Origin of the sequence: Pseudomonas meliae, from assembly GCF_001400515.1 — a bacterium.
Lineage (GTDB): Bacteria > Pseudomonadota > Gammaproteobacteria > Pseudomonadales > Pseudomonadaceae > Aquipseudomonas > Aquipseudomonas amygdali.
Genome location: NZ_LJQT01000129.1, coordinates 21,495 through 40,545, shown reverse-complemented (window position 1 = coordinate 40,545; position 19,051 = coordinate 21,495). Strand labels below are relative to the sequence as shown.

29 protein-coding genes are annotated in these 19,051 nt (G+C 55.6%); 1 reads left to right on the top strand and 28 read right to left on the bottom strand.

Features of this window, described 5'->3' with window-relative positions:
* Window positions 1–23: 23 nt before the first annotated feature.
* Both ALO64_RS05820 and ALO64_RS05815 read right to left on the bottom strand, forming a co-directional pair.
* Window positions 24–587: a single-stranded DNA-binding protein gene (locus ALO64_RS05820; RefSeq protein WP_002555458.1), complete on the bottom strand. Its 564-nt coding sequence runs from the start codon at window positions 585–587 to the stop codon at window positions 24–26.
* Between the two features lie 9 nt (window positions 588–596).
* Window positions 597–1,991 carry an MFS transporter gene (locus tag ALO64_RS05815; RefSeq protein WP_044344037.1) on the bottom strand — a complete coding sequence of 465 codons (1,395 nt, stop codon included), beginning with the start codon at window positions 1,989–1,991 and terminating at the stop codon, window positions 597–599.
* 129 nt (window positions 1,992–2,120) lie between these two features.
* Here ALO64_RS05815 and uvrA point away from each other — a divergent pair, with 129 nt between their 5' ends.
* Window positions 2,121–4,955 (top strand): excinuclease ABC subunit UvrA, encoded by a 2,835-nt coding sequence (uvrA, locus tag ALO64_RS05810; RefSeq protein WP_044344038.1) that lies wholly within the window; start codon window positions 2,121–2,123, stop codon window positions 4,953–4,955.
* Window positions 4,956–5,048: 93 nt separating this feature from the next.
* Here uvrA and bfr read toward each other — a convergent pair whose 3' ends face one another.
* The 26 genes from bfr to rplB form a co-directional block, all read right to left on the bottom strand.
* The gene (gene bfr, locus ALO64_RS05805; protein ID WP_002555461.1) at window positions 5,049–5,513 is read right to left on the bottom strand and encodes a bacterioferritin; all 465 of its coding nucleotides are present in this window, start codon (window positions 5,511–5,513) and stop codon (window positions 5,049–5,051) included.
* A 154-nt stretch (window positions 5,514–5,667) separates the two neighbouring features.
* Entirely contained in the window at window positions 5,668–7,113 is a 1,446-nt protein-coding gene (locus ALO64_RS05800) for a catalase (protein WP_044344039.1), read from the bottom strand.
* A 166-nt stretch (window positions 7,114–7,279) separates the two neighbouring features.
* Window positions 7,280–7,666 carry a 50S ribosomal protein L17 gene (gene rplQ, locus ALO64_RS05795; protein WP_002555463.1) on the bottom strand — a complete coding sequence of 129 codons (387 nt, stop codon included), beginning with the start codon at window positions 7,664–7,666 and terminating at the stop codon, window positions 7,280–7,282.
* Between the two features lie 41 nt (window positions 7,667–7,707).
* Window positions 7,708–8,709, bottom strand: a complete 1,002-nt coding sequence (locus ALO64_RS05790) for a DNA-directed RNA polymerase subunit alpha (RefSeq protein WP_002555464.1) — start codon at window positions 8,707–8,709, stop codon at window positions 7,708–7,710.
* Window positions 8,710–8,731: 22 nt separating this feature from the next.
* Window positions 8,732–9,352, bottom strand: a complete 621-nt coding sequence (gene rpsD, locus ALO64_RS05785; RefSeq protein WP_002555465.1) for a 30S ribosomal protein S4 — start codon at window positions 9,350–9,352, stop codon at window positions 8,732–8,734.
* 18 nt (window positions 9,353–9,370) lie between these two features.
* On the bottom strand, window positions 9,371–9,760 hold the full coding sequence (rpsK, locus tag ALO64_RS05780; protein WP_002555466.1) for a 30S ribosomal protein S11: 390 nt from the start codon (window positions 9,758–9,760) through the stop codon (window positions 9,371–9,373).
* A 30-nt stretch (window positions 9,761–9,790) separates the two neighbouring features.
* Complete coding sequence (gene rpsM, locus ALO64_RS05775; protein ID WP_002555467.1) at window positions 9,791–10,147, bottom strand: 30S ribosomal protein S13; 357 nt, start codon at window positions 10,145–10,147, stop codon at window positions 9,791–9,793.
* Window positions 10,148–10,277: 130 nt separating this feature from the next.
* Window positions 10,278–10,394: a 50S ribosomal protein L36 gene (gene rpmJ, locus ALO64_RS23910; protein WP_002555468.1), complete on the bottom strand. Its 117-nt coding sequence runs from the start codon at window positions 10,392–10,394 to the stop codon at window positions 10,278–10,280.
* A 28-nt stretch (window positions 10,395–10,422) separates the two neighbouring features.
* A complete protein-coding gene (secY, locus tag ALO64_RS05770; protein WP_044344040.1) occupies window positions 10,423–11,757 on the bottom strand; it encodes a preprotein translocase subunit SecY in 1,335 nt (444 codons plus the stop codon).
* Complete coding sequence (rplO, locus tag ALO64_RS05765; RefSeq protein WP_044344041.1) at window positions 11,758–12,192, bottom strand: 50S ribosomal protein L15; 435 nt, start codon at window positions 12,190–12,192, stop codon at window positions 11,758–11,760. It abuts the gene before it with no gap.
* A 3-nt stretch (window positions 12,193–12,195) separates the two neighbouring features.
* Window positions 12,196–12,372: a 50S ribosomal protein L30 gene (gene rpmD / locus ALO64_RS05760; RefSeq protein WP_002555471.1), complete on the bottom strand. Its 177-nt coding sequence runs from the start codon at window positions 12,370–12,372 to the stop codon at window positions 12,196–12,198.
* A gap of 2 nt (window positions 12,373–12,374) precedes the next feature.
* On the bottom strand, window positions 12,375–12,875 hold the full coding sequence (gene rpsE, locus ALO64_RS05755) for a 30S ribosomal protein S5 (RefSeq protein WP_003317099.1): 501 nt from the start codon (window positions 12,873–12,875) through the stop codon (window positions 12,375–12,377).
* A 3-nt stretch (window positions 12,876–12,878) separates the two neighbouring features.
* Entirely contained in the window at window positions 12,879–13,229 is a 351-nt protein-coding gene (rplR, locus tag ALO64_RS05750) for a 50S ribosomal protein L18 (protein WP_002555473.1), read from the bottom strand.
* Between the two features lie 10 nt (window positions 13,230–13,239).
* Window positions 13,240–13,773 carry a 50S ribosomal protein L6 gene (rplF, locus tag ALO64_RS05745; RefSeq protein ID WP_002555474.1) on the bottom strand — a complete coding sequence of 178 codons (534 nt, stop codon included), beginning with the start codon at window positions 13,771–13,773 and terminating at the stop codon, window positions 13,240–13,242.
* A 12-nt stretch (window positions 13,774–13,785) separates the two neighbouring features.
* Complete coding sequence (rpsH, locus tag ALO64_RS05740; RefSeq protein ID WP_002555475.1) at window positions 13,786–14,178, bottom strand: 30S ribosomal protein S8; 393 nt, start codon at window positions 14,176–14,178, stop codon at window positions 13,786–13,788.
* Between the two features lie 214 nt (window positions 14,179–14,392).
* Window positions 14,393–14,698, bottom strand: coding sequence for a 30S ribosomal protein S14 (gene rpsN / locus ALO64_RS05735; RefSeq protein ID WP_002555476.1), 306 nt, complete (start codon window positions 14,696–14,698; stop codon window positions 14,393–14,395).
* Window positions 14,699–14,711: 13 nt separating this feature from the next.
* On the bottom strand, window positions 14,712–15,251 hold the full coding sequence (rplE, locus tag ALO64_RS05730; RefSeq protein WP_002555477.1) for a 50S ribosomal protein L5: 540 nt from the start codon (window positions 15,249–15,251) through the stop codon (window positions 14,712–14,714).
* Between the two features lie 20 nt (window positions 15,252–15,271).
* Entirely contained in the window at window positions 15,272–15,586 is a 315-nt protein-coding gene (gene rplX, locus ALO64_RS05725; RefSeq protein WP_044344042.1) for a 50S ribosomal protein L24, read from the bottom strand.
* 11 nt (window positions 15,587–15,597) lie between these two features.
* Entirely contained in the window at window positions 15,598–15,966 is a 369-nt protein-coding gene (rplN, locus tag ALO64_RS05720; protein ID WP_002555479.1) for a 50S ribosomal protein L14, read from the bottom strand.
* A 23-nt stretch (window positions 15,967–15,989) separates the two neighbouring features.
* Complete coding sequence (gene rpsQ / locus ALO64_RS05715) at window positions 15,990–16,256, bottom strand: 30S ribosomal protein S17 (protein WP_044344043.1); 267 nt, start codon at window positions 16,254–16,256, stop codon at window positions 15,990–15,992.
* A 2-nt stretch (window positions 16,257–16,258) separates the two neighbouring features.
* Complete coding sequence (rpmC, locus tag ALO64_RS05710) at window positions 16,259–16,450, bottom strand: 50S ribosomal protein L29 (RefSeq protein WP_002555481.1); 192 nt, start codon at window positions 16,448–16,450, stop codon at window positions 16,259–16,261.
* Complete coding sequence (gene rplP, locus ALO64_RS05705) at window positions 16,450–16,863, bottom strand: 50S ribosomal protein L16 (RefSeq protein WP_002555482.1); 414 nt, start codon at window positions 16,861–16,863, stop codon at window positions 16,450–16,452. The genes rpmC and rplP overlap by 1 nt, the downstream gene beginning before the upstream one ends.
* Before the next feature lie 12 nt (window positions 16,864–16,875).
* Window positions 16,876–17,562, bottom strand: coding sequence for a 30S ribosomal protein S3 (gene rpsC, locus ALO64_RS05700; protein ID WP_003176422.1), 687 nt, complete (start codon window positions 17,560–17,562; stop codon window positions 16,876–16,878).
* 13 nt (window positions 17,563–17,575) lie between these two features.
* A complete protein-coding gene (gene rplV / locus ALO64_RS05695; RefSeq protein ID WP_002555485.1) occupies window positions 17,576–17,908 on the bottom strand; it encodes a 50S ribosomal protein L22 in 333 nt (110 codons plus the stop codon).
* Between the two features lie 13 nt (window positions 17,909–17,921).
* Entirely contained in the window at window positions 17,922–18,197 is a 276-nt protein-coding gene (gene rpsS, locus ALO64_RS05690; protein ID WP_002555486.1) for a 30S ribosomal protein S19, read from the bottom strand.
* A gap of 16 nt (window positions 18,198–18,213) precedes the next feature.
* On the bottom strand, window positions 18,214–19,038 hold the full coding sequence (rplB, locus tag ALO64_RS05685) for a 50S ribosomal protein L2 (protein WP_044344044.1): 825 nt from the start codon (window positions 19,036–19,038) through the stop codon (window positions 18,214–18,216).
* Between the last annotated feature and the right edge of the window lie 13 nt (window positions 19,039–19,051).

Genomic DNA, 19,051 nt, shown 5'->3' with positions numbered 1-19,051 from the left:
GTCTACACCCTCTTAGGTAGGAATTAGAACGGAATATCATCATCAAAGCTATCAAAGTCAGCAGCTGGCTGCGGCGCTTGCTGTTGCGGCGCCGGGCGCGAGTCGCGTTGTGGCGGCTGCTGGTTGTAGTTCTGCTGAGGTGCGGACTGCTGCGGCGCCGATTGCTGAGGGCGCGACTGCTGTGGACGAGGTGCGGACTGGTTGTAGTTGCCGCCGCCCTGACCTTGTTGGGAGTCGCCTTGTGGGCGGCCACCCAGCAGCTGCATGGTGCCCTGCATGTCGACGACGATTTCAGTGGTGTAGCGCTTGATGCCGTCTTTTTCCCACTCGCGGGTCTGCAGCTTGCCTTCGATGTACACCTGCGAACCCTTGCGCAGGTATTCGCCAGCGATTTCGGCAACTTTGCCGAACATCGATACACGGTGCCATTCGGTCTTTTCGACTTTCTGACCTGACTGCTTGTCAGTCCACTGTTCGCTGGTTGCCAGACTCAGGTTGGTCACGGCGTTACCGTTAGGCAAGTAGCGAACTTCGGGATCCTGGCCGCATGTACCGACCAATATGACTTTGTTAACCCCACGGGCCATAACGTTCTCCTAGGCTTCGCACGCTTCTGACGCTGGATTGACCAGCTTTTCAAGAGAGGCGCGATCCAATAATTTTGTGTCGAGTTTTATGTAGATGGCCGCCTCTTCAGCAACCACCACTGCATCTGTCACGCCTGCTACGGACATCAAACGCTCTGCCAGGCCTGCTTCACGCTGCGCCTGCGGCGACAACGGCAGACGTAGGCTGGTCACGTAAGGCGGTTCTCTCATGGTCACTGCAAAGGCGAGCCAGACGGCGGCCATGGCTGCACCACCAAGGAACACCACATCGAGCCCACCGTGCTGGAACAACCAGCCGCCCAGTATCCCACCTGCGGCCGAACCAAGAAACTGGCTGGTGGAATAAACTCCCATCGCCGCGCCTTTTCCGCCAGCCGGTGAAACCTTGCTGATCAGTGATGGCAGGGACGCTTCCAGCAGGTTGAACGCCGTGAAGAATACCACTGTCCCGATGACCAGTGCCCGCAACGTGTCGCCGTATGCCCAGAAGAATAGCTCAGCCAGCATTAAAACTGTGACGGCGCCCAGCAGAACGCGCTTCATTTGACGTTTCTTCTCGCCATAGATGATGAACGGGATCATCGCGAAGAAGGAAACCAGCAAGGCGGTCAGGTAGACCCACCAGTGCTCTTCCTTGGGCAAACCGGCTTTTTCGACCAGCGCCAGCGGCAAGGCCACGAAGCTGGACATGAGCATGGCGTGCAACACAAAGATACCCAAATCCAGGCGTAACAGGTCGGGATGACGCAAGGTTGCCCCAAGGGCCTGTCTGGCAACTCCGGATTCGCGGTGCATCAACGGGCCATTGGCCTTGGGCACCACAAATGCGACGATCAGAAGACCCAGCAAGGCCATACCGCCTGTGGCCAGGAACAATCCCGAAAGGCCAAACATACCGGTGATCACCGGGCCCACCACCATGGCGATGGCGAACGACAGACCAATGGTCATGCCGATCATGGCCATGGCCTTGGTGCGATGCTGTTCGCGGGTCAGGTCAGAGAGCAAGGCCATGACCGCGGCGGAAATCGCGCCGGCACCCTGCAGGATGCGCCCGGCGATGATTCCCCAGATCGAATCGGCATTTGCCGCCACCACGCTGCCAACCGCAAAAATGATCAGCCCAAGGTAAATAACCGGTCGTCGTCCGATACGGTCGGAAATGATCCCGAACGGAATCTGCAGCACTGCCTGGGTCAGGCCATAAGCGCCAATCGCCAGACCGATCAGTGCAGGGCTCGCGCCCGCCAGGTCCATGCCGTAGGTTGCCAGAACCGGCAAAACCATGAACATGCCAAGCATGCGGAACGCGAACACCAGGGCCAGACCGCCTGCTGCGCGGGTCTCGCCGCTACTCATACGCTCGCTGTGGGTATCGTGCATGGAATAACCTCGTGTGAACCGGCGGCGATTCTACCAGTCCCATCGTTGTACAGCACATACGCGACGCTTTGCCGCGTAATGGCTCGGAGCCTTATACTCCGTCGTTTATGCCCGCCAAGCGAGGCCGCAGTGGACAAGATCCTGATACGTGGGGCACGAACCCACAACCTGAAAAATATTGACCTGACACTTCCCCGCGACAAACTGATCGTTATCACCGGGCTCTCTGGCTCAGGCAAGTCTTCACTGGCTTTCGATACGCTGTACGCCGAAGGGCAACGCCGTTATGTCGAGTCGCTGTCTGCCTACGCCCGGCAGTTCCTGTCGATGATGGAAAAACCGGACGTCGACACGATCGAAGGTCTGTCGCCGGCGATTTCCATCGAGCAGAAGTCTACTTCTCATAATCCGCGCTCGACCGTGGGGACAATCACCGAGATTTACGACTACCTGCGTCTTTTATACGCACGAGTCGGACAGCCTCGCTGCCCGGACCACGATATCCCGCTGGAAGCGCAGACCGTCAGCCAGATGGTCGATCTCGTGTTGACCCAGCCCGAAGGCAGCAAGTTGATGCTGCTTGCGCCAGTTATCCGTGAGCGCAAGGGTGAACATCTGTCGGTTTTTGAAGAGCTGCGCGCGCAAGGCTTTGTTCGCGCGCGGGTCAACGGCAAGCTGTGTGAGCTGGATGAGCTGCCGAAGCTGGACAAGCAGAAGAAGCACTCGATTGATGTGGTCGTGGACCGTTTCAAGGTCCGCGCCGATCTGCAGCAGCGTCTGGCCGAGTCCTTTGAGACCGCCCTGAAGCTGGCCGACGGTATCGCCCTGGTTGCGCCAATGGACGACGAGCCGGGCGAGGAAGTGATCTTCTCCGCACGCTTCGCCTGCCCGATCTGTGGCCATGCGATCAGCGAGCTGGAACCGAAGCTGTTCTCTTTCAACAACCCGGCCGGCGCATGCCCGACCTGCGACGGTCTGGGCGTAAAGCAGTTCTTTGATATCAAGCGGCTGGTAAATGCCGAGTTGACGCTTGCCGAAGGCGCGATACGAGGCTGGGACAGGCGTAACGTCTATTACTTCCAGATGCTGGGGTCGCTATCCAAGCACTACGGTTTTAGTCTGGAAGTGCCGTTCAAAGAAATTCCGGCCGACATGCAGAAAATTCTGCTCAACGGCAGCGGCTCGCAGAGTGTCGACTTCCGCTATCTGAACGACCGCGGCGATATCGTCAAACGCGCGCACCCGTTCGAAGGCATCGTGCCGAATCTGGAACGTCGCTACCGGGAAACCGAATCAGCGACTGTGCGTGAAGAGCTGGCCAAGTTTCTGGGCACGCAGCCCTGCCCTGACTGCCGAGGCACTCGTCTGCGTCGTGAAGCGCGCCACGTGTGGGTGGGTGAAAAGACTCTGCCTGCAGTCACCAATCTGCCGATTGGCGACGCGACGCATTACTTCGAAACCCTCAAGCTGACCGGACGGCGTGGCGAGATCGCCGACAAGATTCTCAAGGAAATTCGTGAGCGTCTGCAGTTTCTGGTCAACGTGGGCTTGGACTATCTGACCCTGGATCGTAGCGCGGACACCCTGTCCGGCGGTGAGGCTCAGCGTATCCGCCTGGCCAGCCAGATCGGCGCAGGCCTGGTCGGGGTGATGTACATCCTCGATGAGCCGTCCATTGGCCTGCACCAGCGCGATAACGATCGTTTGCTGGGCACGCTCAAGCACCTGCGCGACATAGGCAACACCGTGATTGTGGTGGAGCACGATGAAGATGCGATTCGCCTGGCCGACTATGTGGTCGACATCGGCCCGGGCGCGGGTGTGCATGGTGGTCATATCGTTGCCGAAGGTACGCCGGACGAAGTGATGTCACATCCCGACTCACTGACCGGCAAGTACCTGTCGGGCCGTGTGAAGATTGCTGTACCCGCCAAGCGCACGCCGCGTAACAAAAAGCTGTCGCTGACGCTCAAAGGTGCACGTGGCAACAACCTGCAGAACGTCAATCTCGATATTCCGATTGGTCTGCTGACCTGCGTGACGGGTGTTTCCGGGTCGGGCAAGTCGACGCTGATCAACAACACACTGTTTCCGCTGAGCGCTACGGCGTTGAACGGTGCCACGACGCTTGAGGCGGTCGCCCACGACAGCATCAATGGCCTGCAGCATCTGGACAAGGTCGTCGACATTGACCAGAGCCCTATTGGTCGTACGCCGCGCTCCAACCCGGCGACCTATACCGGGCTGTTCACGCCGATTCGTGAATTGTTTGCCGGTGTACCGGAATCGCGTTCACGGGGCTACGGTCCGGGACGGTTCTCGTTCAACGTCAAGGGCGGACGCTGCGAGGCGTGCCAGGGCGACGGGCTGATCAAGGTTGAGATGCACTTTCTGCCGGACATCTACGTGCCCTGCGATGTGTGTAAAAGCAAGCGTTACAACCGCGAAACGCTTGAGATCAAGTACAAAGGCAAGAACGTACACGAAGTGCTGGAGATGACCATCGAGGAAGCGCGTGAGTTCTTCGACGCCGTTCCTGCACTGGCGCGCAAGCTGCAAACCCTGATGGATGTAGGACTTTCCTATATCAAGCTGGGGCAATCGGCGACGACTTTGTCAGGCGGTGAGGCGCAACGGGTCAAGCTGTCGCGTGAGCTGTCCAAGCGCGACACTGGCAAAACGCTGTACATCCTCGACGAGCCGACCACGGGCCTGCACTTTGCGGATATTCAGCAGTTGCTGGATGTATTGCATCGCTTACGCGACCACGGCAACACGGTGGTGGTGATCGAGCACAACCTGGATGTCATCAAGACGGCCGACTGGCTGGTGGACCTGGGGCCGGAAGGCGGTTCAAGAGGCGGGCAGATCATTGCGACCGGCACACCTGAACAGGTCGCCGAGATGGAGCAGTCGTACACCGGGCATTACCTGAAGCCTCTGTTGATCAGAGACAGGGCTTAACCGGCGTTGCGAAAACGGGTCTGGCTTCGGTCAGACCCAGGTACAAAAAAGCTCCTGTCACGTAAGTGCAGGAGCTTTTTTATGGCTATCGAATCAGAACTGCGATTGCAGGTAGTTCTGCAGGCCAATGGACTTGATCAAGCCCATCTGCTGTTCAAGCCAATAAGTGTGGTCTTCTTCCGTATCGGCCAGTTGCACACGCAGGATTTCACGGGTCACGTAGTCACCGTGAAGCTCACAGAGCTCGATGCCCTTGCAGAGCGCAGCTCGAACCTTGTATTCCAGACGCAGATCGCTGGCGAGCATCTCAGGCACTGTGGTGCCGACGTCCAGATCATCCGGACGCATGCGTGGCGTGCCTTCAAGCATCAGGATACGACGCATCAGCGCATCAGCGTGCTGTGCCTCTTCTTCCATCTCGTGGTTGATACGCTCATAGAGCTTCGAAAAGCCCCAGTCTTCGTACATGCGTGAGTGAACGAAATATTGGTCACGAGCCGCCAGTTCGCCCGTGAGCAACGTGTTGAGATAATCGATTACTTCGGGGTGGCCTTGCATCGCACCAGACTCCTGCTTCAAAGCCGATAGTTTGAACCAAGCGCCGCGCAAGGTCACTGAGAAAAACGCAATAAACCGACGAAAAGTGGCGAAATTACGCCGTTAAGAAGCGAAAAACCGCCCAAATGAGGGCGGTTCTGTTTCTCACTTCGACTCAGCCCAGTTTTATACCCAGAGCGTTGGCAATGCCTTCCCCGTAGGCTGGGTCAGCCTTGTAGAAATGCTGCAACTGACGCTGCACGATGTCACTGGAAACACCCCCCATCGCGCTGGCAATGTTACTGATCAGTAGCGCTTTTTGATCAGCGCTCATCAGGTTGAACAACTTGCCCGCCTGACTGTAGTAATCGCCGTCCACGCGATGATCATGACGACCTGCGGCACCACTCAAAGCCAGCGCAGGTTCTGCGTAGCGGGGATCTTCCTTCGGCGCATCCGAATAGCTGTTTGGCTCATAGTTCGGAGCCGCCCCGCCATTGGTACCGAAGGCCATCGACCCGTCACGCTGGTAGCTATGCACTGGGTTTCTCGGTGCATTGATCGGCAATTGCTGGTGATTGGTACCTACGCGATAGCGATGTGCATCGGCGTAAGCAAACACCCGCCCTTGCAGCATGCGGTCCGGTGACAAGCCAACCCCGGGCACCATATTGCTGGGGCCAAACGCTGCTTGCTCAACCTCGGCAAAGTAGTTGAGCGGGTTACGGTTCAGCTCCAGTTCACCTACTTCAATCAGCGGATATTCCTTCTGCGACCAGGTCTTGGTCACGTCGAACGGGTTCTCGTGGTGGTTCGCAGCCTGGGCTTCGCTCATCAGCTGAATGCAGACCTGCCACTTGGGGAAGTCACCCTTCTCGATAGCAGTGAACAGATCGCGCTGGGCGTAATCGGGATCAGTACCCGCAATGCGCGCAGCCTCGGCTGGCGTGAGGTTCTTGATGCCCTGCCGGGTCTTGTAGTGCCACTTCACCCAATGACGCTCACCTGCTGCGCTGATAAGGCTGTACGTATGGCTACCAAAACCGTGCATGTGACGATAGCCGTCCGGAATGCCTCGGTCCGAGAACAGAATAGTGACCTGGTGCAGCGCTTCAGGCGAATGCGACCAGAAATCCCACATCATTTGCGGGCTTTTCAGGTTGGTTTGCGGAAGACGTTTCTGCGTGTGGATGAAGTCAGGAAATTTCAGAGGGTCACGGATAAAGAACACTGGCGTGTTGTTACCCACGATGTCCCAGTTACCTTCCTCGGTGTAAAACTTGATTGCAAAGCCGCGCGGATCACGTTCGGTGTCCGCCGAGCCACGCTCACCACCTACAGTGGAGAAACGCAGAAAAATCGGGGTCTGCTTGCCGACCGTGTCGAACAGCTTGGCGCTGCTGTATTGGCTGATATCACGGGTAACGGTGAACGTTCCATGAGCACCCGATCCTTTGGCGTGGACACGACGCTCCGGAATATTCTCACGGTTGAAATGAGCGAGCTTTTCGATCAGGTGGAAATCATCGAGCAGTAAAGGACCACGCGGGCCTGCCGAGCGAGAATTCTGATTGTCGGCGACTGGTGCACCGCTGACGGTCGTAAGGGTCTTCTGACTCATGTAAGTCTTCCTCTGGTTGTATAGCCGGTTGATTGGCTTGAGAGGAAGTATTGTGGAAAACTATTGCAGCGTCGAATTCATTAAACCATGACTATCGATAGGTTTTTTAAATCCCAGACAACAAAAAACCGGGCGCAAGGTCCGGTTTCTTGTTCAAACTGATGTCTTATTCAGCGGCTTCTACAGAGCCACCGACAGGACGATCAACCAACTCGACGTACGCCATTGGCGCGTTGTCGCCAGCGCGGAAACCGCACTTGAGGATACGCAGGTAGCCGCCCTGACGAGTTGCATAGCGCTTGCCCAGATCGTTGAACAGCTTGCCGACGATTTCTTTCGAACGAGTACGGTCGAAAGCCAGACGACGGTTAGCAACGCTGTCTTCCTTGGCCAGGGTGATCAGCGGCTCGGCAACGCGACGCAGTTCCTTGGCTTTCGGCAGGGTAGTTTTGATCAGCTCGTGCTCGAACAGCGACACCGCCATGTTTTGAAACATGGCTTTACGGTGAGAGCTGGTACGGCTCAGGTGACGTCCACTTTTACGATGACGCATGGTTCATTCCTTACCAAACTCGCGTTCGGTGATTACGACGATCAGGCCGTAGCCTTGTCGTCCTTCTTAAGACTTGCCGGCGGCCAGTTGTCGAGGCGCATGCCGAGGGAGAGACCACGAGAAGCCAGAACGTCCTTGATCTCGGTCAAGGATTTCTTGCCCAGGTTCGGAGTCTTCAACAGCTCTACTTCGGTGCGCTGAATCAGATCGCCGATGTAGTAGATGTTCTCCGCCTTAAGGCAGTTGGCCGAACGCACGGTCAGTTCCAAATCGTCAACCGGACGAAGCAGGATCGGATCGATCTCGTCTTCCTGTTCGATTACCACTGGTTCGCTGTCGCCTTTGAGGTCCACGAACGCAGCCAGCTGCTGTTGCAGGATGGTTGCAGCGCGACGGATAGCCTCTTCAGGGTCCAGAGTACCGTTGGTTTCCAGATCAATAACCAGCTTGTCCAGGTTAGTACGCTGCTCGACACGGGCGTTTTCCACCACGTATGCGATACGGCGAACCGGGCTGAACGAAGAGTCAAGCTGCAAGCGACCAATGCTGCGGCTTTCGTCTTCATCGCTTTGACGCGAGTCTGCCGGCTCATAACCACGACCACGAGCTACGGTGAGCTTCATGTTCAAGACGCCGTTAGACGCCAGGTTAGCGATTACGTGATCGGGGTTAACGATCTCGACATCATGATCCAGCTGAATATCGGCAGCGGTAACCACCCCCGAACCCTTCTTCGACAAGGTCAGCGTAACTTCGTCTCGACCGTGCAGCTTGATGGCCAGACCTTTAAGGTTCAACAGGATTTCAATGACGTCTTCCTGTACACCTTCGATGGCGCTGTACTCATGGAGTACACCGTCAATCTCGGCCTCGACTACTGCACAGCCGGGCATGGAGGACAACAAAATGCGGCGAAGCGCGTTGCCCAGGGTATGGCCGAAACCACGCTCGAGAGGCTCGAGAGTGATCTTGGCGCGGGTTGGACTGACAACCTGCACATCAATATGGCGGGGTGTCAGGAACTCATTTACCGAAATCTGCATGGATGCACCTATTTTCTAGCCCTTACTTGGAGTAGAGCTCGACAATCAGGCTTTCGTTGATGTCGGCGGATAGATCACTGCGAGCTGGAACGTTCTTGAAAACGCCCGATTTCTTCTCAGTGTCTACTTCTACCCATTCTACGCGGCCACGCTGGGCACACAGATCGAGAGCCTGGACAATACGCAGCTGATTCTTAGCTTTTTCGCGGATAGCAACAACGTCGCCAGCACGAACCTGATAAGAAGGAACGTTAACGGTTTTGCCGTTTACGCTGACCGACTTGTGCGAAACCAATTGACGGGATTCGGCACGCGTCGAGCCGAAGCCCATGCGGTATACAACGTTGTCCAGACGGCATTCTAGCAGTTGCAGCAGGTTCTCGCCTGTTGCACCTTTCTTGCCGGCGGCTTCTTTGTAGTAGCCGCTGAACTGACGCTCGAGAACGCCGTAGATACGACGGACTTTTTGCTTTTCACGCAGCTGAGTACCGTAATCGGACTGGCGACCGCGGCGTTGGCCGTGGATACCTGGAGCTGCTTCGATGTTGCACTTGGATTCGATAGCGCGAACGCCGCTCTTCAGAAAGAGATCGGTGCCTTCACGACGAGCAAGTTTGCATTTTGGACCAATGTAACGAGCCATTTCTTACAGTCTCCTGGATTACACGCGGCGCTTCTTCGGCGGACGGCACCCGTTGTGCGGGATTGGCGTCACGTCGGTGATGCTGGCGATCTTATAGCCACAGCCGTTCAATGCACGGACAGCGGATTCACGACCTGGGCCTGGACCCTTGACATTGACGTCGAGGTTCTTCAGACCGTACTCCAGCGCAGCTTGACCAGCACGTTCAGCAGCTACTTGAGCAGCGAACGGGGTGGACTTGCGCGAACCACGGAAACCCGAACCGCCGGAGGTAGCCCACGAAAGAGCGTTACCTTGACGATCGGTAATGGTGACGATTGTGTTGTTAAACGACGCGTGGATGTGGGCGATGCCATCAACCACTGTCTTTTTAACTTTTTTACGAGGACGAGCAGCAGGTTTTGCCATGACTAAATTCCTGTCGTTGCGCTGGTGCGATTACTTGCGGATCGGCTTACGCGGACCTTTGCGAGTACGCGCGTTGGTCTTGGTACGCTGACCGCGTACTGGAAGACCACGACGATGACGCAGACCGCGGTAGCAGCCCAGGTCCATCAAGCGCTTGATTTTCATGTTGATTTCGCGACGCAGGTCACCTTCAGTGGTGAACTTCGCCACTTCGCCACGCAGCTGTTCAATCTGCTCGTCGCTCAGATCTTTGATTTTCACCGCCGGGTTTACACCGGTGGTTGCACAAATTTTCTGTGCAGTGGTGCGACCAACACCATAGATGTAGGTCAGCGAGATAACAGTATGCTTGTTATCTGGAATGTTAACGCCTGCAATACGGGCCATTCAGTGGGACTCCAATTGACAGCTACCTACGCCCCGGAAGCCAAGAAATAGGGCGCGAGATAATATCGCTGTAGTAACAAATAATCAACCCAGCAGCGCACTAGCTGCTGGGCTTAAGCACAAATCACAATCAGCCTTGGCGCTGCTTATGACGTGGTTCCGCGCTACAAATTACTCGAACCACACCTTCGCGGCGAATAATCTTGCAGTTACGGCACAGCTTTTTCACCGATGCACGAACTTTCATCACCAACTCCTCGAACCTTAGGGGTGCTTCAGCGCAGCATACCGCCGCTGCCACCGTAGCCCTTCAGGTTGGCTTTCTTCATCAGGGATTCATACTGGTGCGAAACGAGGTGAGATTGCACTTGCGACATAAAGTCCATCACAACCACGACCACGATCAGCAACGAGGTCCCGCCAAGGTAGAACGGTACGTTTGCCGCAACCACCAGAAACTGGGGAAGCAGGCACACGGCCGTCATATATAGAGCACCGAACATGGTCAAGCGAGTCAAAACGCCATCAATATAGCGCGCCGACTGCTCGCCTGGACGAATACCCGGAATAAAGGCACCGGACTTCTTCAGGTTTTCCGCTACGTCTTTCGGATTGAACATCAACGCCGTATAGAAGAAGCAGAAGAAAATAATCCCTGCACTAAACAGCAGAATATTCAACGGCTGACCAGGAGCGATCGACTGCGAGATGTCCTGCAACCAGCCCAGACCTTCAGACTGACCAAACCAGGAACCCAACGAAGCCGGAAACAGCAAAATGCTGCTCGCGAAGATGGCTGGAATAACGCCAGCCATGTTCACTTTCAGCGGCAAGTGGCTTGTCTGTGCAGCGAAGACCTTGCGGCCCTGCTGACGCTTGGCGTAGTGAACAGCGATACGACGCTGACCACGCTCAATAAACACCACGAAACCGATGATCGCTACCGCCAGCAAACCTATAGCAACCAGAGCGAAAATGTTGATATCACCCTGACGCGCAGACTCGAAAGACTGCCCAATTGCTCTCGGAAGACCAGCGACGATACCTGCGAAGATCAACATCGAGATACCGTTGCCGACACCGCGCTCGGTAATCTGCTCGCCCAGCCACATCATGAACATCGCACCTGCCACGAAGGTAGTTACGGCCACAAAGTGGAAACCCAGGCCCCCAGAAAACGCGACGCCCTGACTCGCCAGGCCAACGGACATGCCGATAGCTTGAACAAGAGCCAGGACAACGGTGCCATAGCGGGTGTACTGGCTTATCTTGCGACGGCCAGCTTCACCTTCCTTCTTCAACTGCTCCAGTTGCGAGCTGACGGCGGTCATCAACTGCATGATGATCGATGCCGAAATGTACGGCATGATCCCCAATGCAAAGATGCTCATCCGTTCCAGCGCGCCACCGGAAAACATGTTGAACAAGCTAAGAATGGTCCCCTCATTCTGTCGAAACAGTTCTGCGAGTCGGTCAGGGTTAATACCTGGAACCGGGATGTGTGCGCCTATTCGGTAGACGATAATCGCCAGGAACAGAAAACGCAGACGAGCCCAGAGTTCAGACATACCGCCTTTGCCGAGCGCAGAGAGAGCACCTTGCTTAGCCATTTATTCCTCGAACTTGCCGCCAGCTGCTTCGATAGCCGCACGCGCACCTTTGGTGGCGGCGATACCCTTGATAGTGACAGCGCGAGTAACTTCGCCCGACAGCATGATTTTCACACGCTGAACGTTCTGGTTAATCACGTTGGCATCTTTCAGGGACTGCACAGTTACGATGTCGCCTTCCACTTTAGCCAGCTCGGACAGACGCACTTCTGCGCGGTCCATGGCTTTCAGGGAAACGAAACCGAATTTTGGCAGGCGACGATGCAGCGGCTGTTGGCCGCCCTCAAAGCCCGGAGCAATAGTGCCACCGGAGCGGGAGCTTTGACCTTTGTGGCCACAGCCACCGGTCTTGCCCAAACCGCTACCGATACCACGGCCCGGACGATGCTTTTCGCGACGGGAACCCGGCGCTGGACTCAGATCATTGAGTTTCATCGATTAACCCTCGACTCGCAGCATGTAGTAAGCCTTGTTGATCATCCCGCGATTTTCGGGAGTATCCAGGACTTCTACAGTGTGACCGATGCGACGCAGACCCAAACCCTTAATGCACAATCTGTGATTAGGGATGCGACCGGTCATGCTTTTGATCAGCGTTACTTTAACGGTAGCCATGATCAGATGATCTCCTCAACACGCTTGCCACGTTTAGCAGCGATGGACTCAGGAGACTGCATGCCCTTCAAACCCTTGAAAGTGGCGTGAACCACGTTTACCGGGTTAGTCGAACCGTAGCACTTGGCCAATACGTTCTGGACACCAGCAACTTCCAGCACTGCGCGCATAGCGCCGCCAGCGATGATACCGGTACCTTCAGAAGCAGGCTGCATGTACACCTTCGAGGCGCCATGAGCAGACTTCATTGCGTACTGCAGGGTAGTGCCGTTCAGATCAACCTGAATCATGTTGCGACGAGCAGCTTCCATCGCCTTCTGGATCGCAGCAGGCACTTCACGTGACTTGCCACGACCGAAGCCAACGCGCCCTTTACCATCACCCACTACGGTCAACGCAGTGAAAGTGAAGATACGGCCGCCTTTTACGGTTTTGGCCACGCGGTTAACTTGAACCAGCTTCTCGATGTAGCCTTCGTCGCGTTTTTGGTCGTGATTTGACATAACTTAGAACTCCAGCCCGCCTTCACGAGCAGCATCAGCCAGCGCTTTGACACGGCCGTGGTACTTGAAGCCAGAACGGTCGAAAGCGACTTGCGATACACCCGCGGCTTTCGCGCGCTCGGCGACCAGCTTGCCAACCTTAGTGGCCGCGTCGATGTTGCCAGTGGCGCCATCACGCAGTTCTTTGTCCAAAGTCGAGGCGCTTGCCAGGACTTTGCTGCCGTCGGCCGAGATGACCTGGGCATAAATGTGCTGCGAAGAGCGGTGCACGCAGAGACGCACGACTTCTAGCTCGTGCATTTTCAGGCGTGCTTTGCGAGCGCGACGCAGTCGGGTAACTTTTTTGACGGTCATTTGCTATGCCCTACTTCTTCTTGGCTTCTTTACGGCGGACGACTTCGTCTGCGTAACGCACACCTTTGCCTTTGTAAGGCTCAGGACGGCGGAAGTCGCGGATCTCAGCGGCCACTTGACCAACCAACTGCTTATCGATACCGCGAATCAGGATATCGGTCTGGCTGGGGGTCTCAGCGGTGATGCCATTCGGCAATTCGTAGTCCACTGGGTGCGAGAAGCCAAGTGCAAGGTTCAGTACCGTGCCTTTTGCTTGCGCCTTGTAACCAACACCGACCAGCTGGAGCTTGCGCTCGAAGCCTTGGCTCACGCCTTGGACCATGTTGTTTACCAGTGCACGAGTGGTGCCTGCCATTGCGCGGGTTTGTTGATCGCCATTGCGAGCAGCGAAACGCAGCTCACCAGCTTCTTCAACAATCTCAACGGACGAATGGATGTTCAGTTCTAGAGTGCCCTTGGCACCCTTCACCGAAAGCAGCTGGCCGACGAGTTTGACTTCGACGCCGGATGGCAGCTTAACGGGGTTCTTAGCGACGCGTGACATGCTTATCCCCCCTTAGAACACAGTGCAAAGCACTTCGCCACCGACACCGGCAGCGCGCGCAGCACGATCCGTCATCACACCTTTACTGGTGGAGACGATAGACACACCAAGACCGCCACGAACTTTCGGCAGATCATCGGAGGACTTGTACTGACGCAAGCCTGGGCGGCTGACGCGCTTAACCTCTTCGATGACCGGACGGCCTTCGAAGTACTTAAGCTCGATGGACAGCGAGGATTTAACTTCGCTGCTGATCTGATAACCCGCAATGTAGCCTTCGTCCTTCAGGACTTTTGCTACAGCAACCTTCAACGTGGAAGATGGCATGCTTACGACGGGCTTTTCAGCCATCTGGGCATTACGGATACGAGTTAGCATGTCCGCTAACGGGTCCTGCATACTCATGGGCTAGACGCTCCTAAAACAAAATAATTAGCCTTGCGGCTACAGCTTGATCGCCGAGAACTTCCGGGCAAGTAAAAACACGGGCTCAGGCGAGCCGACAATTCTAGTCCTACCTCGGAAATGAATCAAGCCCCAAAAGGGGCTTGATTCAAATTCAGGCCTCATCCCGACCGGCGACTTGCGTAGCCGGCGGAACGAAGCGAGAGGTGTCGCCTTACCAGCTGGCTTTAACCAGACCTGGAACGTCGCCACGCATTGCTGCTTCACGCAGCTTGTTACGGCCGAGGCCGAACTTGCGGTAGACGCCGTGTGGACGACCAGTGATGCGGCAACGGTTACGCATGCGCGCAGCGCTTGCGTCACGTGGTTGCTTCTGCAGGGCTACGGTCGCTTCCCAACGTGCTTCTGGACTTGCGTTCAGATCAACGATGATAGCTTTCAGCTCTGCACGCTTCTTGGCGTACTTGGCAACGGTGAGCTGACGCTTCAGCTCACGGTTTTTCATGCTCTTCTTGGCCATTTTCCTACTCCAATCAGTTGCGGAACGGGAATTTGAAAGCACGCAGCAATGCGCGGCCTTCGTCATCGTTCTTGGCAGTGGTGGTCAGGGTAATGTCCAGACCGCGGAGAGCATCGATCTTGTCGTAGTCGATTTCCGGGAAAATGATCTGCTCTTTCACGCCCATGCTGTAGTTACCACGACCATCGAAGGACTTGGCATTCAGGCCGCGGAAGTCGCGAACCCGAGGCAGGGAGATCGACAGCAGACGATCCAGGAATTCATACATACGATCGCGGCGCAGAGTCACTTTGACGCCGATAGGCCAACCTTCGCGGACTTTAAAGCCAGCGATGGATTTCCGAGCGTAAGTCACAACGACTTTTTGACCGGTTATCTTTTCCAGGTCAGCAACAGCGTGCTCGATGACTTTTTTGTCGCCGATCGCTTCGCCCAGACCCATGTTCAGGGTGATTTTGGTAACGCGCGGAACTTCCATCACGTTCGAAAGCTTAAGTTCTTCCTTAAGTTTCGGAGCGATTTCCTTCCGGTAAATCTCTTTTAGTCGTGCCATGGTCTTCTACCTAGCAGTGTTCAAGCATCAACCGCTTTTTGGGTCGACTTGAAGACACGAATTTTCCTGCCGTCTTCAACTTTGAAACCAACGCGGTCAGCCTTGTTGGTTGCGCCGTTGAAAATGGCGACGTTGGAAGCGTGCAGTGGCGCTTCTTTCTCGACGATACCGCCCTGTACGCCCGACATCGGGTTTGGCTTGGTATGACGCTTCACCAGGTTGATCCCACCAACGACCAGACGGTCGTCAGCGAGAACCTTGAGCACCTTACCGCGCTTACCTTTGTCTTTGCCGGCGATCACGATGATCTCGTCGTCACGACGAATCTTTTGCATGTCGGATCTCCTTAAAGCACTTCAGGGGCGAGCGAGACGATCTTCATGAACTTCTCAGTACGAAGTTCACGGGTCACTGGCCCAAAGATACGGGTACCGATCGGCTCTTGCTTGTTGTTCAACAGAACAGCAGCGTTGCCGTCAAAGCGGATGATGGAGCCGTCTGCACGACGAACACCGTGGCGAGTGCGGACTACAACTGCAGTCATCACCTGGCCTTTTTTCACTTTACCGCGCGGAATTGCTTCCTTGACGGTCACTTTGATGATGTCACCGATACCAGCGTAACGACGATGGGAGCCACCCAGCACCTTGATGCACATAACGCGGCGTGCGCCGCTGTTATCGGCCACATCGAGCATGGATTGAGTCTGAATCATATAATTTCTCCGACCCCTAGCCCTTAGACTTCCACAGCGCGTTCGAGGATATCAACCAACGCCCAAGACTTGGTCTTGGCTACCGGACGAGTTTCACGAATCGTGACCTTGTCGCCGATATGGCATTGGTTGGTTTCGTCGTGCGCGTGCAGCTTAGTCGAACGCTTAACGTATTTACCGTAGATCGGGTGCTTTACGCGACGCTCGATCAGAACGGTGATGGCCTTGTCCATCTTGTCGCTGACAACACGGCCAGTCAGCGTACGGACAGTTTTTTCGGCTTCAGCCATGATTACTTACCTGCCTGCTGGTTGAGCACAGTTTTCACGCGAGCGATGTCACGCTTAACTTGCGAGAGCAGATGAGACTGCCCCAACTGGCCAGTTGCTTTCTGCATACGCAGATTGAACTGGTCGCGCAGCAGGCCGAGCAGTTGCTCGTTCAGCTGCTGTGCTGATTTTTCACGAAGTTCATTCGCTTTCATCACATCACCGTCCGCTTAACAAAGGAGGTGGCGAGCGGCAGCTTTGCAGCAGCCAGGGCGAAAGCCTCACGCGCCAGCTCTTCAGTAACACCCTCGATTTCATACAGGACTTTGCCTGGCTGAATCTGGGCAACCCAGTACTCCACGTTACCCTTACCTTTACCCATCCGAACTTCGAGTGGCTTTTTGGTAACAGGCTTGTCCGGGAACACACGGATCCAGATCTTGCCGCCACGTTTGACGTGACGGGTCAGAGCACGACGCGCTGACTCGATCTGACGAGCGGTGAGACGACCACGAGCAACAGACTTCAGCGCGAACTCGCCGAAGCTGACTTTGCTACCGCGCAGTGCCAGACCACGGTTGTGGCCGGTCATCTGCTTGCGGAACTTCGTACGCTTTGGTTGCAACATTTGGCGTACCCCTTACTTAGCAGCTTTTTTACGAGGCGCTGGTGCTTGTGGTTTCAGTTCTTCTTGGCGACCACCAATTACTTCGCCTTTGAAGATCCAAACCTTTACACCGATCACACCGTAAGTGGTGTGAGCTTCGTAGTTGGCATAGTCGATGTCGGCACGCAGGGTGTGCAGTGGCACACGACCTTCGCGATACCATTCAGTACGTGCGATTTCAGCACCGCCGAGACGACCGCTCACTTGGATTTTGATGCCTTTGGCACCAATGCGCATGGCGTTCTGAACAGCGCGCTTCATAGCGCGACGGAACATTACACGACGCTCCAGCTGCTGAGCTACGCTCTGCGCAACCAGCATACCGTCGAGCTCCGGCTTACGGATCTCTTCGATATTGATGTGCACAGGCACACCCATTTGCTTGGTCAGGTCCTGACGCAGTTTCTCAACATCTTCACCTTTCTTCCCGATAACGATACCTGGACGAGCGGTGTGGATGGTGATACGTGCTGTCTGAGCCGGACGATGGATATCGATACGGCTGACGGACGCGCTTTTTAATTTGTCTTGGAGGTACTCACGCACTTTCAGATCAGCGAACAAATAGTCCGCATAAGTCCGACCGTCTGCGTACCAGACGGAGGTGTGCTCCTTGACGATTCCCAGGCGAATGCCAATGGGATGTACTTTCTGACCCATCTCTTCGACTCCGTTACTTGTCAGCAACCTTGACAGTGATATGGCAAGACCGCTTGACGATGCGATCAGCACGGCCTTTAGCACGTGGCATGATGCGCTTCAGCGAACGCCCTTCGTTGACGAAAACGGTGGAGACCTTAAGGTCATCAACGTCTGCGCCTTCGTTATGCTCGGCGTTGGCTACAGCCGACTCCAGCACTTTCTTCAGGATCTCGGCGGCTTTCTTACTGCTGAAAGCCAACAGGTTGAGCGCTTCGCCCACCTTCTTCCCGCGGATCTGGTCGGCGACCAAGCGGGCTTTCTGGGCGGAGATTCGAGCGCCCGACAACTTAGCGGCTACTTCCATCGTTCCTTACCCCTTAACGCTTGGCTTTCTTGTCTGCCACGTGCCCACGATATGTGCGGGTACCGGCAAACTCGCCTAGTTTATGGCCGACCATGTCTTCGTTCACGAGAACTGGAACATGTTGACGACCGTTATGCACTGCAATGGTCAGACCGACCATTTGTGGCAGGATCATCGAACGACGCGACCAGGTTTTAACTGGTTTGCGATCGTTCTTTTCCGCCGCCACTTCGATCTTCTTCAGTAGGTGAAGATCAATAAAAGGACCTTTTTTCAGAGAACGTGGCACTGTCGTATCCCTCTATTTACTTGCGACGACGGACGATCATTTTGTCGGTACGCTTATTACCACGAGTCTTCGCGCCCTTAGTCGGGAAGCCCCACGGCGATACCGGATGACGACCACCAGAGGTACGACCTTCACCACCACCATGTGGGTGGTCAACCGGGTTCATGGCAACACCACGAACGGTTGGGCGAACGCCACGCCAGCGTTTGGCACCCGCTTTACCCAGCGAACGAAGGCTGTGCTCGGAATTCGAGACTTCGCCCAGCGTTGCACAGCACTCAGACAGTACTTTACGCATTTCACCGGAGCGAAGACGCAGGGTTACGTACACGCCTTCACGAGCGATCAGCTGTGCCGAGGCACCAGCGGAACGAGCGATCTGTGCGCCTTTACCTGGCTTCAGTTCGATGCCGTGTACGGTGCTACCAACTGGAATGTTGCTCAGTTGAAGAGCGTTGCCCGGCTTGATTGGTGCCAGAGCACCTGCAATCAGCTGGTCGCCAGCACTCACGCCTTTAGGGGCGATGATGTAGCGGCGCTCGCCGTCTGCGTAAAGCAGCAGAGCAATGTGAGCAGTACGATTTGGATCGTATTCGATACGCTCGACGGTGGCAGCGATGCCATCCTTGTCGTTGCGACGGAAGTCGACCAGACGATAATGCTGCTTATGGCCACCACCGATATGACGGGTAGTAATACGACCATTGTTGTTACGACCACCAGACTTCGATTTTTTCTCGAGCAGCGGTGCGTGAGGAGCGCCTTTATGCAGCTCCTGGTTGACCACCTTGACCACAAAACGGCGGCCAGGGGAAGTCGGTTTGCATTTAACGATTGCCATGATGCACCCCTTC